This window comes from Parasutterella secunda, assembly GCF_024733725.1.
GTDB lineage: Bacteria > Pseudomonadota > Gammaproteobacteria > Burkholderiales > Burkholderiaceae_F > Aphodousia > Aphodousia faecalis.
This window is the reverse complement of the sequence record NZ_JANRHP010000003.1, coordinates 296,768-310,776: the sequence shown is the minus strand read 5'-3', so window position 1 is coordinate 310,776 and position 14,009 is coordinate 296,768. Positions and strand designations below refer to the sequence as shown.

The window sequence follows — 14,009 nt, the reverse complement described above, 5'->3', positions numbered from 1 at the left end:
TGTATTCTGGTGGCGAGTCAGGGACTCGAACCCCGGACACAAGGATTATGATTCCTCTGCTCTAACCGACTGAGCTAACCCGCCAGAGAAGTGGAATCATACAGATACACTGGTTGAAAAGCAACCCGTTTTATTAAAAAACTCTAAACTTTTTTAATTCCTCAACAATATCAACGGGTTAAAAACCTATAAAAATGGTGAACCGGTCCATGCCCGTGACCAACAGTTAACTCTCCGGAATGAGAAATGGCCTCCCAAAGGTATTTTTTTGCTTTTTCAACCGCTTCGGGCACTGTCTCACATTGCGGCAACAAGGTGGCCAGAGCCGATGACAAGGTGCAGCCGGTTCCATGTGTATTTTTTGTCTCAATTCGGTCGGCTTTAAAAACAACGTTCACTTCCCCGTTTGTTAGCAGATCCGGCACTTCAGCACCAGTTAGATGACCGCCTTTTAACAGTAGCCAACTGTCTTTACCCATTAAAGGTAAAAGCTTATCGGCAAGGGCCTGCATCTGCCCTTCTTGAGTAATTTCAGCTTCCCCTGCCAAGACCGCCGCTTCGGGCAAATTCGGTGTTAAAACCGTGGCCAACGGCAACAATTTCGTCTTGAGAGCTTGCACACAATTTTCCGGCAACAAACGATCGCCACTTTTAGCAATCATGACCGGATCGAGCACCACAAAACGCGGACGATATCGATCAAGTGCTCGGGCAACCTCTTCAATAACCGCTACATCGGAAAGCATGCCTATCTTGACCGCGTCAATTCGAACATCTTCAAAAAGCGTCTCTAACTGCTCGCGGACAAAAGAGGCCGGAACCGGGCAAACTCCCGTTACCGCGCAAGTGTTTTGGGCAGTCAAGGCCGCAATCACACCACACCCATAACCACCTAATGCGCTTATGGCCTTAATATCGGCAAGGACACCAGCCCCGCCCGACGGATCAACGCCGGCAATCGTTAAGACATTAGGAATTATTGTTTTTTCCATAGCGTCTCCAAAACAGACATGGTTCGCTCGGTAGCACCAACGTACATTTTTGAGAAGGTCAACGCGTTGGCTTTGAGACTAGCCATCCACTCGGGATTCATCAGCCATTGATGCGCTAAATCCACTGCCCTTGCCACATCCTCAACCTGTGTAATAGCCCCCGCCTCCATTCCTTTTTCAACCACCATTGAAAAATTAAATGTACTGGGACCCACAATAACCGGAACCCCTACACTTGCCGGTTCAATGACATTCTGGCAACCAAAGGGCTTAAAGCTTCCCCCCATCAGGGTGACATCCGAGAGGGCGCAATAAAAGAACATTTCGCCCATGGAATCACCCAAAATCACTTGGGTGTCTTTTTGAATATCATCCGGACTCTTTAAAAGACTGCGTTTTTGATAACGTAGACCGGCTGACTTTAAAAGCTCTTCTACTTCTGCAAAGCGCTGCGGATGACGGGGCACCAATAGATAACAAACCTCAGGTTTTGCTTGCTCTTTAAGCGACTCAACAATGAGGGCTTCCTCCCCATCACGGGTACTGGCAAACATCACAATGGGCTTTGAAATGCCCAACTTCCATTGCGCGGCCTTTGCCAAAGCTTCCGCAGGGGCCTGAATATCAAATTTAAGCGAGCCGGTAATCACCGGTTCCACCGTTCCCATCGCCTTTAAACGTTGAGCATCACTTTCAGCCTGAGCGCATACCTTGGTAAACCGTCCCATGGCTTTTTTCATGAGTTCCGGCACCCGCATCGCCTGATTAAACGATTTTTCCGACAAACGAGCGTTAACCAAGGCCATAGGGATACCCAATGCATGGGCCTCCTCTAAAACAGTCGGCCAAACTTCAGTTTCCATTAAAAGGCCCATGGCGGGTCGAGTCTGGCGCAAAAACTTACGCACCGCATAAACCGCATCGTAGGGCAAAAAGCACTGACGGATCCTTTGCGGATCTAACTGAACAATTTTTTGTCCCGCCTCTCGTCCCGTAGGCGTCATGTGGGTGAGCAAAATGTCGCACTGAGGCCACTGATTCAAAATAGCCCGAACAAGCGGTCGAGTGGCATTGGTTTCACCGACACTAACCGCGTGAATCCAGACCACAGGATGGCTGGCTCTGGGAGAGGGAAAATCAGACCACGCAAAGCGCTCTCCCCAATGTTTGAGATACGAGGGCTGCTTTCTTGCCCGCCACAATAGATAAAGTCCTGCCAACGGCAAAAGCGCTGGCACTAAATAGCGATAACCTTTAGGGGAAATGTTCATTGAAAGAGGTCCAAACCCAACTGTGTTAAAGCGGATTTTACTTCGGAGACGGCCGGATTCGCTCCGACACCGCCTAAACTTTTCACACATCCACCGGTTAAACCGACCAGTTCAATCGGATAGTCCAAGAAAAGACCAACGGTGGGGCGCTGCGTGGCCGCTGCCAAATGGGTAAGCCCCGTATCCACTCCCACCACAAAAGAGGCTTTCTGCAAAACCGCCGCACAATCTTTTATGGACATACGAGGAAGCACTTGGCAAAAATCCCCTGCAGAGCAAGCAATGCGTTGAACCCGCTCGTGTTCTGCTTCTGATCCCCAAAGCAAACGAATGGACAAACCCGCCTTGTGGCAGTCTTTTGCCAAAGCGACCCACTTATCTTCAGGCCACAACTTTGTCTCACGACTGGTATTGACTAAAAAGACCGCATAAGGCGATGTATCATCAGAAGCTTCGATTGTTTCCAGACCAAAATCCAATGGATAGGCTTTGAAGTCGTAATCAAATGCCGCCCCCATAAGCATCCGACAACGAGTAACGGCACTAAGCGACTTGGAGACAGAGAAGGTTTGATCGTAGAAACGGCTGGCCCAGGGCTCCTTAATACTGTTTTTATCGTAACCCAATAAAAACGATTGACTCCAACGACCGATTACCGCACTTTTTAAAAGTCCTTGAAGATCCACCACCCGTTCATAGTGCGCCGATTGCAGTGCGGCACGAACTCGGCCGACTTCCCTCCATGTCTGGGAACTCAAAACGTGCTTTCGCCACTGTCTGACCGCCACCTCATGTACGGTATTTACATAACGACTTAACCGGGGAATGTCGGCAAAACTTTTTTCAACAACCCAATCAATCTGCAAATCCGGCTGAGCTTTAGCCAAGTCTGCTACGGCTGGCAGTGCATGAATCACATCTCCCATGGAGGTGGTTTTGACAATTAAAGCTCGACGCGTCATGACTAAAGATTCCTCAGGATGCCAGTTTTGCTTCCAATTCACGGCACAAACGCTTACCGTATTCCACGGCCGGTTGATCAAAAGCATTCAGTCCGTAAAGCGTGGCAAGCATGGTTGTCTTGTGTTCATACAAAGCCATAAATGCCCCCAGTGTCTCTGGTGTTAGTTTCTTAATACAAATAGTGGAAACAGCATTAAAAAACTCTGCCGATGGAGTCTGTCGCGTCACAAGTGCCTGAGCCTGAGCTTGAGCGTTGGCATTGAGCACTAAATGGTGGTGCGCGTGACGGTGTCCGGCCTCTTCACACCAAACTAAATCGATACTGGTACGGCCGCTGCCGTCTCTTAACCATTGATAAAAGGAGTGCTGGGCTTCATTGCCGAATCCGCCCCAAACGGCTTGACCTGTACGAGAAGTAATAACGGAACCATCCAGTCTTTCACTTTTACCCAAACTTTCCATTTCCAGCTGTTGCAGCCAAGCCACAACCAAACGCAGTCTTTCGTCATAAGGCAAAAGACAATGCGACTGCATTTGAAGCTCCGTTGAGTTCCAGTACGAAAGAAGGGCCAACGTTAAGGGCAAATTTTGTTCGGGTTCAGCACTTAACATATGGAGATCCATCTCGTAAGCACCGTGTAGGAATGCCGAGAAGACTTCAGGCCCCAAAGCAATCACAAGCGGCAAGCCGATTGCACCCCACACGGAAAAACGGCCGCCCACCCAGGGCCAAATCGGGAAACGATTTTCTTCGGGCAAATCCATTAATTCACAGGCATTTTCTTTGGCGCTGACAAGAAAAACATGCTTAGCGCGTTTTTCTTTTCCGACAATGCCTGCCTTCGCATACCACTCATTAACAAGCTCAGCATTGAGCATTGTTTCGCGAGTTGAAAAACTTTTACTTGAAACAACAGTAAGCGTTGTCTCGGGATCCAAAGCGCCTAAAATCCGATCAGCCAAAATGCCATCAACGGCTGACAAAAAATGAAGTCTGATGGAGGGATTTACATCTCGCAAAGCATGGTAGACCGCGTGGGGTCCCATTTCTGAGCCACCGATACCAATATTGATCACATCGGTAATTTTCTTTCCGCTTGCTCCAAGCCACTGCCCTTCACGAACTGCCCGAGCCAAAGCGTACATTCTCTCCCGGGTTTGATTAACCTCTTCGTAGTGCGGGCTATTGATATCTTCAGAACGTAAAGAGGTATGTAAGGCCTGTCTTTTTTCACTGGCATTGACAACATCGCCATCCACCATCTGACGCTGCTTGTCGATTAGGCCACAGTCTTTGGCTTTTTGTAAAAGATTTTCGTACTGAACACAAGTTAAGCGTTGGCGGCTGATATTTAGCGTCAAACCACAGGCACTCAGTTCACAATTCGGACGCGTTTGAGAAAGAAAAGCGATGGATTCGGTCATGACTAAAACTCAAAAAACGAAGCGCCGATACACCTGGGCGGCGCTTATAACAATCTAGTTGCCATTGTACGTTGGCAAAAAACGGCTTGCCAATGTTGGCATCAGAATCTAACCAATAGATACAGTTTTCAGGCAAAAACGCATCCTGATGCTTACAATTGTCGAAAAATAGCTAAAGTAAGGAATGCCAACGTGGCAAATTCATTCAGTCAAAAGAAAATTCTCGTGGCGGGCGACGCCATGCTTGACCGTTATTGGTTTGGTGACGCCAACCGCATTTCGCCCGAAGCCCCGGTGCCGGTTGTTCGCATTGCGCGCGAAGAAGAGCGCTTGGGCGGCGCGGCCAACGTTGCACTCAATATCAGTGCATTAGGAGCCGGTGCAAAGTTATTGTCTGTTGTCGGTTGTGATGAAGCGGGCTCTACCGTTGAACGTATCCTTAAAGAAAAAGGAATTGAACCGCACCTGCATCGTGATCCCGATTTAAAAACAACCGTTAAATTGCGGATTGTGGCCCGTCAGCAACAAATGTTGCGGGCTGACTTTGAAAATCGCCCGGCCACTGCGGTGCTTGCCAAACACCTTTGTGAATTTGAGCAATTGATTGACGATTGCGAAGTGGTTGTTTTGTCTGACTACGGCAAAGGCGGACTTGACCATATCGCACGCATGATTGATTGTGCACGCGCCAAGGGCAAACCCATTTTAATTGACCCCAAAGGCAGCAACTATGACCGCTATCGCGGCGCTACTGTCATTACCCCCAATCGTTCTGAATTAGCACAAGTTGTGGGTTCTTGGGAAAGTGAAGAAGAATTAACCGAAAAAGCCCAAGCGCTTCGGGAAAAGCTCAATCTGACCGCTGTGTTGCTTACACGCAGTGAAGAGGGCATGACGCTTTTTTCCGATGAGGGAGCAAAAACAATTCCGGCTCAAGCGCTGGAAGTCTACGACGTGTCCGGTGCCGGAGACACCGTGATTGCCGTCATGGCCACCATGATGGCAATGGGCAAGCCACTTGAAGACGCGATGCGAATTGCCAATCGCGCTGGCGGCATTGTGGTTGGAAAACTCGGCACAGCCACGGTCAGTTTTGAAGAACTCTTCCCTAACGGCTATGACGATCTTTTTGCAGGAGAAGCATTGTGAGCATTATCGTAACGGGCGCCGCCGGTTTTATCGGCGCTAATAATGTTTTGGCTTTAAACCGCCGTGGCATCACCGATGTGATCGCGGTGGACAATCTCAGCCGTGCTGAAAAATTTAAGAATTTGGTCGAGTGCCAAATTTCCGATTACTTTGATAAGCGTGACTTTATCGAACTGGTTCGCGCTCGCAAAATTGCCAAACCGGAAGCCATCTTCCACCAAGGAGCCTGCTCCGACACGATGGAAACAGACGGCCGCTACATGATGGATAACAACTATCGCTATACCCTGGAACTCTTTAACTGGGCTCAGGAATTGGGGATTCCGATGATTTACGCATCATCTGCCGCAACTTATGGAGCAAGCACAACCTTTATAGAAGATCCGCGCTTTGAAGGTCCGCTTAATGTCTACGGCTACTCCAAGTTCCTTTTCGACCAAGTATTGCGCGCCAAAATGGCAAAGGGTGAGGTAAAGGCTCCTGTGATCGGTCTGCGCTACTTCAACGTCTACGGTCCGCACGAACAGCATAAGGGCCGCATGGCAAGCGTTGCTTTCCATCAATTCTTCCAATTCCGAAAAGAAGGTCATGTGCGCCTTTTTGAAGGATGCTTAGGCTATGGAAACGGAGAACAGGAACGTGACTTTGTCTACGTCGATGATGTGATTGCCGTGAACCTTCACTTCTTTGATAAGCCTGTCACCGGCATCTACAACTGCGGCACCGGCCGCGCCCAACCGTTTAACGATGTCTCTTTAGGTGTGGTAAACGCGTTGCGTACGCATGAAGGCAAAGAAAAGGTAACGCTTGAGCAAGCCGTCAAGGAAGGCTTTATCCGCTACATTCCCTTCCCGGAATCCCTAAAAGGCAAGTATCAGGCCTACACGCAAGCCGATTTGACAAAGCTTCGCGCGGCTGGCTGCGATGTTCGATTCAGAAGCGTTGAAGAGGGAACGGCCGATTACGTGGCTGATCTTTTAGAACGCTACCAGGACGTGAGCTCCGATCCGACTATCGCCGAAGCTAAATAATGAGCTTACAGAAAGCCGCTTTCCTAGATCGTGACGGCGTGATCAATATTGATCACGCCTACGTTCATACACCCGAAGAGTTCACTTTTATTCCCGGTGTTTTCGAAGCCTGTCGACAACTGCAAAGTGCGGGATACCTTTTAATCATTGCCACCAATCAAAGCGGAATCGGCAGAGGTTATTACAGTGAAGAAGATTTTGGGCGCCTTTGCGATTGGATGAAAGGCAAATTTGCCCGACAGGGTGTTCAAATTACCGATATTTTCTTCTGTCCCCATCACCCTGAAAAGGCGATTGGCGCTTATCGCTGTGACTGTGACTGCCGCAAGCCCAAACCCGGTATGCTGTTAGCCGCTCAAAAAAAGTGGAACATTGACATGCCAGCAAGCCTCATGGTTGGCGACAAATCGGGTGACATGCAAGCTGCACTCTCCGCTCATATCGGCACGCGCATTCTGGTGGGGAAAGACGGTTTACAAAAGCCCCAAGCCACCCCCGAATGCACTCACACGGCCGTGGATCTTTTGGAGGCTGTCCAAATTGTGCTTTAAGGATTTTTATGAGTACACGACTTCCCGCCCCTGATTTTGAAGAAAAAATAACCGACATGGCTCACCTTGCCGAGCGCGCTTCAAAATTACCTCATCCTGTTGTCATGACCAATGGGGTCTTTGATATTTTGCATCGAGGACACGTCACGTACCTCGCGCAAGCACGTGCCTTAGGGGCAAGCTTGGTTGTTGCGATTAATTCCGACGCTTCTGTCAAAATGCTTGGTAAGGGTGACGAACGGCCCATTAATACCCAGGCTGACCGAGCTGCCGTGCTCGCGGCGCTTGAAAGCGTGGATCTGGTGGTTATTTTTGAAGAAAAAGTCCCGCTTAAAGCTGTCGAAAACGCACACCCGGATATTTACGTCAAAGGGGGTGACTACAGAATCGAGGACTTACCTGAAGCAAAGCTCGTAGCCACCTGGGGAGCCAAAACGGTGACGGTTCAATTTGAACACCAACGCTCGACTACCGCTCTTTTACAAAAAATCAGTTCGCTGAACCTAAAAAATAAGCACTGATTTCTCCTAATTTTCCTTTTCAAGGCATCGATTTTTATTTTTTCGATGCCTTTTTTCATTTCCAATCGTCCAATCAGGGTTTTTACCCATATTCCTTATCTATCTGAAAAACAACAATAAATTAATTTCTCTCTAGTATTTGTTTACTTATTACTATATTTTGTCGACAAATAGGAGTAAAGTTAAATTACTTGATTTTACTGGAATTAGGTTTCCTTTAATTTTCTAAAAGTTTCAATATATATTTAATTTTCAAGGGGTTATAAATGGATAGCAAATCTCGTAGCGGTCGCTTTGATTTGTCGGCAAATAAGTTGGTGGAAGATTTTAATGCCACCATCATGATCGAACAACGCAACTGCCCCTTTGATATCAAGGGATCTCAAGCGCACGCCACTATGCTCGGTCGTCAAGGCATTATCAGCAAAGAAGACGCTGAAGCCATCTGCAAGGGCTTGGATCAAGTGGCCCAGGAAATTCGCGATGGCAAGTTTGTCTTCCGTACGGCCGATGAAGATATTCATATGGCTATTGAAAAGCGTATGACAGAAATCGTGGGGCCGGCCGGTGGCCGCCTTCACACCGCCCGTTCACGCAATGACCAAACAACCGTCACCACAAAGATGATGCTTCGCGCCACCATTCGTGAAGTGCAAGCTGCAATTCGTGACCTGCAAAAGGAATTTGTCGATATTGCAGAAAAGCACATGGATGTCATCATGCCGGGTTACACCCATATGCAAACGGGCCAGCCCATCCTCTTTTCGCATTGGATGATGGCTTACTTCTGGATGCTTGAACGTGATTTCACCCGCTTTGACAACCTCTTTAGCCGCATGGGACGCTGCCCGTTAGGTGCCGCCGCTTTGGCCGGAACAGACTTTCCGATTGATCGTGAATTCACCGCTAAAGCTTTAGGTTTTGACGCTCCAACAGAAAACTCCATCGATTCCGTGAGCGACCGCGACCATATGGTGGAATTTAATGCTTGCGCCGCCATGTGCTACATGCACTTAAGCCGCCTGTCTGAAGAACTCGTGACCTTCTCCACTCAAGACTTTAAGTTCATTGAGCTGTCGGACGACTTCTGCACGGGTTCCTCCATCATGCCGCAAAAGAAAAATCCGGATATTGCTGAAAAGATTCGCGGCAAGACCGGCCGTGTCTACGGCAATCTCATGGCCATGCTGACCATCATGAAGGGGCTTCCCTTGGCATACAACACCGACCTTTCCGAAGACAAGGAACAGGTGTTTGACTCGATTGATACACTTTTGGCCAGCCTCCGCATCATGACACCGATGATTGCCAAGATGACGGTTAACGCTGAAAAAATGCGTCACAACGCCGATCTGGGTTATTCCAACGCCACAGACTTGGCCGACTATTTGGCTCGCAAAGGCGTGCCTTTCCGTGAAGCGCACCATGTTGTCGGTTCCATGGTCAACTACTGCATCAAGCATGGCAAGCGCCTCGATGATCTGACAATGGATGAATATAAGAGCTTTAACGACAAGATCGAAGAAGACATCCGCCACGAAATCGCTCTTGAAACCTGTGTGAAAGCCCGTAAATCCTACGGCGGCACAGCTCCGGAAGCCGTAAGTAAGCAACTCGAAGTGGCCCGTGCGGTGCTCAATCACGAAGCTCAAACACTTCAATAATCCAATCGATTCGAAAAGGAATTGGAAATGGAAACCGATTTAAATTTCTGGTTACAACTAGCCGTTATGCTCGTCTGTATTGGCGTCGGGGGCCGCTTCGGCGGTGTCGGTCTCGGCGCCGCGGGTGGCTTGGGTGTGAGTATTTTGGTCTTGGGCTTCGGTCTTCAACCGGCATCACCCCCTGTTTCCACCCTATTGATTATTGTGGCTGTGATTGCCTGTACCAGTATCTTGCAAGGTGCGGGCGGTCTCGATCTCTTGGTCCGCTTAGCTGAAAAAATGCTTCGCAAGTGGCCAAGCGCCATCACGATTGTGGGACCTTTTGTCTGCTCGCTTTTTGTCGTGCTCTGCGGCACGGCCTACGTGGCCTTCGCCGTCTACCCGGTCGTAGCCGAAGTGGCGGCCTCCGCTAAAGTGCGCCCTGAACGTCCCATTGCCGCGTCTGTGATTTCGGCCGGTATCGCCGTGGTCGCAAGTCCTATGAGCGCTGCCATGGCCGCCTTGGTCGCAAGCCTTGCCGTTTTGGACGTCTCTTTAATTCAAATTTTGGCTGTTACTGTCCCGGCCTTTATCATCGCCACGCTTTGCACATGCTTGTCGGTGTACTGGAAAGGCACTGAGCTTGAAAAAGACCCTGAATTTATTCGCCGCGTTCAATCCGGTCAATATCAAGAATTGGTAGTCACCAATGACAATAAACCCTTTGAAGCAACCAAAGGACAAAAATTGTCTGTTGGCATCTTCCTTGTAGGCGTCGTGACTGTGATCATCTTCGGCACGTTTAAGGAATTGCTCCCAAGTTGGGAAGCCGCCGGTAAGATCTCCACTCTTCCGATTCCGTCATTGATTCAAATGGTCATGCTTGCCTTCGGTCTTTTCATTATCGTGTTCTGCAAAGTGCCGAGCAGTAAGTTTGCCTCCGGTTCCGTCTTCGTTTCCGGTTTGATCGGTGTGGTAGGCGTGTTCGGCGTTTCTTGGTTAACAGGCACGTTCTTTGAAGCTTATAAGCCCTTGTTCGTTGGGTTATTCACTGACATGGCCCAGTCAACTCCGATGCTCTTCGGTGTTGTACTGTTTTGCTTCTCCGCGGTGATTTTAAGTCCCTCTGCGACAACGGCAGCTTTAATGCCTTTGGGTGTTTCGATCGGCATCCCCGCGGGCCTTTGCGTTGCACTGTTTCCTGCCACGTGCGGTGACTTCATCATCCCCGGCGGCGCGCAAATCGGCTGCACGGCTTTCGACCGTACCGGTACCACCCGTTTGGGTAAATACGTTGTTAACCACAGCTACATCATCCCCGGTTTCGTACATGTCATCACGGGTGTTGCAACCGGTTACTTCTTAAGCTTCATTTTCTTCTAAAATAGGCTGATGTGTTTGGAGCGGGTTGCTTACCCGCTCCTCCTATTTCAGTTTTTTCTCAGAACGATCGTTATGCAAAGCGAAAATACTCAATTGATTTCCGAACAATTGGCTCGTTTCGTTGTTTGGACCAAATTTGAAGATATCCCCGAAGAACTCGTCATTAAAGCTCAACGTCATATTCTGGACTCCGTGGGTGCAGGTATTGCCGGCGCTGTCAGTCCCGAGACAAAACTTTTAAATAAAGTTTTCGCTATCGGCGGCGAAATGAGCGGAAATGTTCCTCTTTGGGGCAAGGGTATTAAGGTCAGCGCCCGAAACGCCGCGCTCAGTAACGGTGTCTCTTCCCATACTTTCGAATTGGACGACACCAACGGCTGCGATCACTCGGGCGCTGTCGTTGTTCCGGCTGCTTTTGCCGCATTAAGTCTTTGTAATCGCCCAATTGACGGTAAAGAATTTATTGTTGCCGTCACATTGGGCTATGACTTGGCCCGTCGCGCCCTTGAATCGTGCGGCGCCTATGAGCCGCACAACGGTGCTGGCTGGCACTCCACCGGCACGTGTGGCGTCTTCGGTGCCGCGGCGGCGGTCGGTCGTCTCTTAGGACTGGACGTTGAAAAAATGCAGGCGGCGCTTGGTATCGCCACGAGTTTTGCAGCCGGTCAATGGTCTTTTGTTCATGATGGCGCACAAAACAAACGCCTGCATGTCGGCAACGCCGCTCACGGCGGATTGCTTGCTTGTTTGCTGGCCCGTGAAGGCTTCACCGGTCCGAAACTTGCCTTTGAACAAGTATGGGGCGGCTTTTCCAAGACTTTTGCTCCGACAAGCCAAGACCCCGATGCCTGGCTTCGCGATTTAGGCAAAAATTGGAAGTTGGGTCGTGTTTCCATTAAGCCGCATGCTTCCTGCAGAAGTTCGCACTCTTCCATTGATGCCGTCAATATCATCATGGACGAACACAGTTTGACTCCTGCTGATATTGAAAAGATCCATATCAAGATCAATCCGTTTGTTCACGGTATGTGTGGCGGCAGAAAGCTTGACCCGATGCCTGCGGCGCAAATGAGCATCGCTTACGGTATTGCGGCCCGATTGGTTTTCGGCGGTGCGAATTTAACCGCTTACACGCGTACCAATCGACACGATCCTCGCATTCGCCAAGCCATGGATTTGGTCGAATTTGAGATCGATAAGACGCAAAAAGACGAGGATGAACCGATTGTGACGGTCTTCACGCGAGACGGAAAGAGCTACACCGAGCGGGTTGAATTCCCATTAGGTGCTCCTCAAAATCCGGTGAGCGATGAAGCGCTAATGAGCAAGTATCGGGACATCGCCGGCATGGTCTTCCCGACCGAAGTAGTAGAGGGCATTGCCGACTTCTTGCTGCATCTTAAAGATCAGCCAAATCTTGATCCGGTGGTGAAGTTATTGGGATCCAAACCCATCACAACCACCCAGTTTGATATCTAAAAACTTTTCTCGCCCCGCCTTCTTTGCGCGGGGCAATTTTTTGCCTATTTGCACTCTTTTCTGATTGAAAAATCCCTACCTCCCGTTATTGACTTTGTGTTTTGCTAAGATGATCGAACAATAAAAATAGGACTTCCCATGGAAAAAGAAGCAAAAACCCCAACAATTGATCAAGCCATACAACATTATTGGGGACTCCGAGCCGAGGGCTACAGTCTTTCAAACGTTGAAGAACTGGCTGACGCTGACAATCTGTATAGAAATCTTCTGCAACGTTGGCTGCCTGGCTCTCATCTTGGACAAAAATCACTGGATATCGGCTGCGGACCGGGATTTTTAGCTATTGAATTGGCTAAGTTGGGCTTTGAAAGCACAGGGATTGATTCTTGTGCTCCGATGCTCATCAATGCTCGGAAAAATGCCCTGGGATTAAATGTTGAATTTTTACAGGCTGATGCAGCCGCCGCCAGCTTTCCTCACGAGAGTTTCGATGTTATCGCTTCTCGAAACGTTGTATGGAATTTACCTGACCCAGAATCTGCTTACCGTCAATGGCATCGTTGGCTAAAACCTAACGGCAAACTGATCATCTTTGACGGCAACCATTACCGCTACCTTACGGATTCAAGTCGGCATGACCGCCCGCATCGTGAAACGCATAAATATCTTGGCGATGTTGATATCAACATCATGGAGTCCATTGCAAAAGAACTTCCGATGAGTCGATTCGATCGCCCTGAGTACGACAAAGAAATTCTCAATTTGATCGGTTTCGTTAATATTGACACTATTGTTTTACGGCAAACGGGCGATCAGATTCACGACTTTGCCATTATTTGCGAAAAAGACCATGCAGATTGATACGCTTTTACAGGCCGTCAAAGACGGCAAAATGGACATTCAAGAGGCTAAAGAACTTTTGGCTCGCGCCCCTTATGAGGAGTTGGGGTTTGCAAAACTGGATTCCCACCGAGCCGTTCGCACCGGCTTTGCCGAAGTTGTCTACTGTGAAAATAAAGCCGATGACTTTCTCGTTGAGATTTTCTCTCGCTTATTTAGTGACAATGGCGAAGTGATGGGAACCCGGTGCTCGGAAAAACAATACCAATTACTCAAAAAGCGTCTGCCCGAACTCACCTACGATCCCATCAGCCGCATTGCCAAAATTGAAAAGCCCAAAAAAAGAGCAGGGCTTATTGCCGTCTGTACGGCGGGAACAGCTGATATTGCCGTCGCAGAAGAATGCGCACAAACTGCGGAATTTTTCGGACAAAACGTTGAACGTTTCTACGATATCGGGGTTAGCGGCATCCACCGCTTACTTTCAAAAGTAGATCGTTTGCAAAAGGCCAACTGCGTGGTGGCGGTCGCCGGTATGGAGGGCGCTTTAGCCTCTGTGATCGGTGGGCTCGTAGCCAATCCCGTTATTGCGGTTCCCACTTCTGTCGGTTATGGAGCCAATTTCCATGGACTTTCTGCACTTCTGACCATGATTAACAGCTGCTCCAACGGCGTAGCTACCGTCAATATTGATAATGGTTTTGGAGCGGGCTTTTTAGCTTCCCAAATTAATCGTCTCGCGACTCGAAAGGAATAATTTC

13 protein-coding genes and 1 tRNA gene are annotated in these 14,009 nt (G+C 49.0%); 9 read left to right on the top strand and 5 right to left on the bottom strand.

Annotated elements, in window-relative coordinates; genetic code table 11:
- Nucleotides 1-7: 7 nt before the first annotated feature.
- The 5 genes from NW199_RS04990 to NW199_RS04970 all read right to left on the bottom strand — a co-directional run bounded on the left by NW199_RS04990 (nucleotide 8) and on the right by NW199_RS04970 (nucleotide 4,651).
- Nucleotides 8-84: transfer RNA gene (locus NW199_RS04990), tRNA-Met, on the bottom strand.
- A gap of 86 nt (nucleotides 85-170) precedes the next feature.
- Nucleotides 171-992: a bifunctional hydroxymethylpyrimidine kinase/phosphomethylpyrimidine kinase gene (gene thiD, locus NW199_RS04985; protein WP_258333819.1), complete on the bottom strand. Its 822-nt coding sequence runs from the start codon at nucleotides 990-992 to the stop codon at nucleotides 171-173.
- Nucleotides 977-2,263: a 3-deoxy-D-manno-octulosonic acid transferase gene (locus NW199_RS04980; protein ID WP_258333818.1), complete on the bottom strand. Its 1,287-nt coding sequence runs from the start codon at nucleotides 2,261-2,263 to the stop codon at nucleotides 977-979. Before NW199_RS04980 ends, thiD begins: the two co-directional genes overlap by 16 nt.
- The gene (waaC, locus tag NW199_RS04975) at nucleotides 2,260-3,225 is read right to left on the bottom strand and encodes a lipopolysaccharide heptosyltransferase I (RefSeq protein WP_258333817.1); all 966 of its coding nucleotides are present in this window, start codon (nucleotides 3,223-3,225) and stop codon (nucleotides 2,260-2,262) included. Before waaC ends, NW199_RS04980 begins: the two co-directional genes overlap by 4 nt.
- Before the next feature lie 13 nt (nucleotides 3,226-3,238).
- A complete protein-coding gene (locus NW199_RS04970; protein WP_258333816.1) occupies nucleotides 3,239-4,651 on the bottom strand; it encodes a phosphoglucose isomerase-related protein in 1,413 nt (470 codons plus the stop codon).
- A 192-nt stretch (nucleotides 4,652-4,843) separates the two neighbouring features.
- Between NW199_RS04970 and rfaE1 the strand changes: the two genes are divergently transcribed.
- The 9 genes from rfaE1 to larB all read left to right on the top strand — a co-directional run bounded on the left by rfaE1 (nucleotide 4,844) and on the right by larB (nucleotide 14,005).
- Nucleotides 4,844-5,800 carry a D-glycero-beta-D-manno-heptose-7-phosphate kinase gene (gene rfaE1 / locus NW199_RS04965; protein ID WP_309148115.1) on the top strand — a complete coding sequence of 319 codons (957 nt, stop codon included), beginning with the start codon at nucleotides 4,844-4,846 and terminating at the stop codon, nucleotides 5,798-5,800.
- A complete protein-coding gene (rfaD, locus tag NW199_RS04960; protein WP_258333815.1) occupies nucleotides 5,797-6,831 on the top strand; it encodes an ADP-glyceromanno-heptose 6-epimerase in 1,035 nt (344 codons plus the stop codon). The genes rfaE1 and rfaD overlap by 4 nt, the downstream gene beginning before the upstream one ends.
- Nucleotides 6,831-7,382: a D-glycero-beta-D-manno-heptose 1,7-bisphosphate 7-phosphatase gene (gene gmhB / locus NW199_RS04955; protein ID WP_258333814.1), complete on the top strand. Its 552-nt coding sequence runs from the start codon at nucleotides 6,831-6,833 to the stop codon at nucleotides 7,380-7,382. The genes rfaD and gmhB overlap by 1 nt, the downstream gene beginning before the upstream one ends.
- 8 nt (nucleotides 7,383-7,390) lie before the next feature.
- Nucleotides 7,391-7,903, top strand: a complete 513-nt coding sequence (gene rfaE2, locus NW199_RS04950; protein WP_258333813.1) for a D-glycero-beta-D-manno-heptose 1-phosphate adenylyltransferase — start codon at nucleotides 7,391-7,393, stop codon at nucleotides 7,901-7,903.
- A gap of 266 nt (nucleotides 7,904-8,169) precedes the next feature.
- Entirely contained in the window at nucleotides 8,170-9,567 is a 1,398-nt protein-coding gene (gene argH, locus NW199_RS04945) for an argininosuccinate lyase (protein ID WP_258333812.1), read from the top strand.
- Between the two features lie 27 nt (nucleotides 9,568-9,594).
- Nucleotides 9,595-10,929, top strand: a complete 1,335-nt coding sequence (locus NW199_RS04940) for an anaerobic C4-dicarboxylate transporter family protein (RefSeq protein ID WP_258333811.1) — start codon at nucleotides 9,595-9,597, stop codon at nucleotides 10,927-10,929.
- 72 nt (nucleotides 10,930-11,001) lie between these two features.
- A complete protein-coding gene (locus NW199_RS04935) occupies nucleotides 11,002-12,408 on the top strand; it encodes an MmgE/PrpD family protein (protein ID WP_258333810.1) in 1,407 nt (468 codons plus the stop codon).
- A 138-nt stretch (nucleotides 12,409-12,546) separates the two neighbouring features.
- Complete coding sequence (locus NW199_RS04930) at nucleotides 12,547-13,269, top strand: class I SAM-dependent methyltransferase (RefSeq protein ID WP_258333809.1); 723 nt, start codon at nucleotides 12,547-12,549, stop codon at nucleotides 13,267-13,269.
- Nucleotides 13,259-14,005 carry a nickel pincer cofactor biosynthesis protein LarB gene (larB, locus tag NW199_RS04925; RefSeq protein WP_258333808.1) on the top strand — a complete coding sequence of 249 codons (747 nt, stop codon included), beginning with the start codon at nucleotides 13,259-13,261 and terminating at the stop codon, nucleotides 14,003-14,005. Before NW199_RS04930 ends, larB begins: the two co-directional genes overlap by 11 nt.
- Nucleotides 14,006-14,009 lie beyond the last annotated feature (4 nt).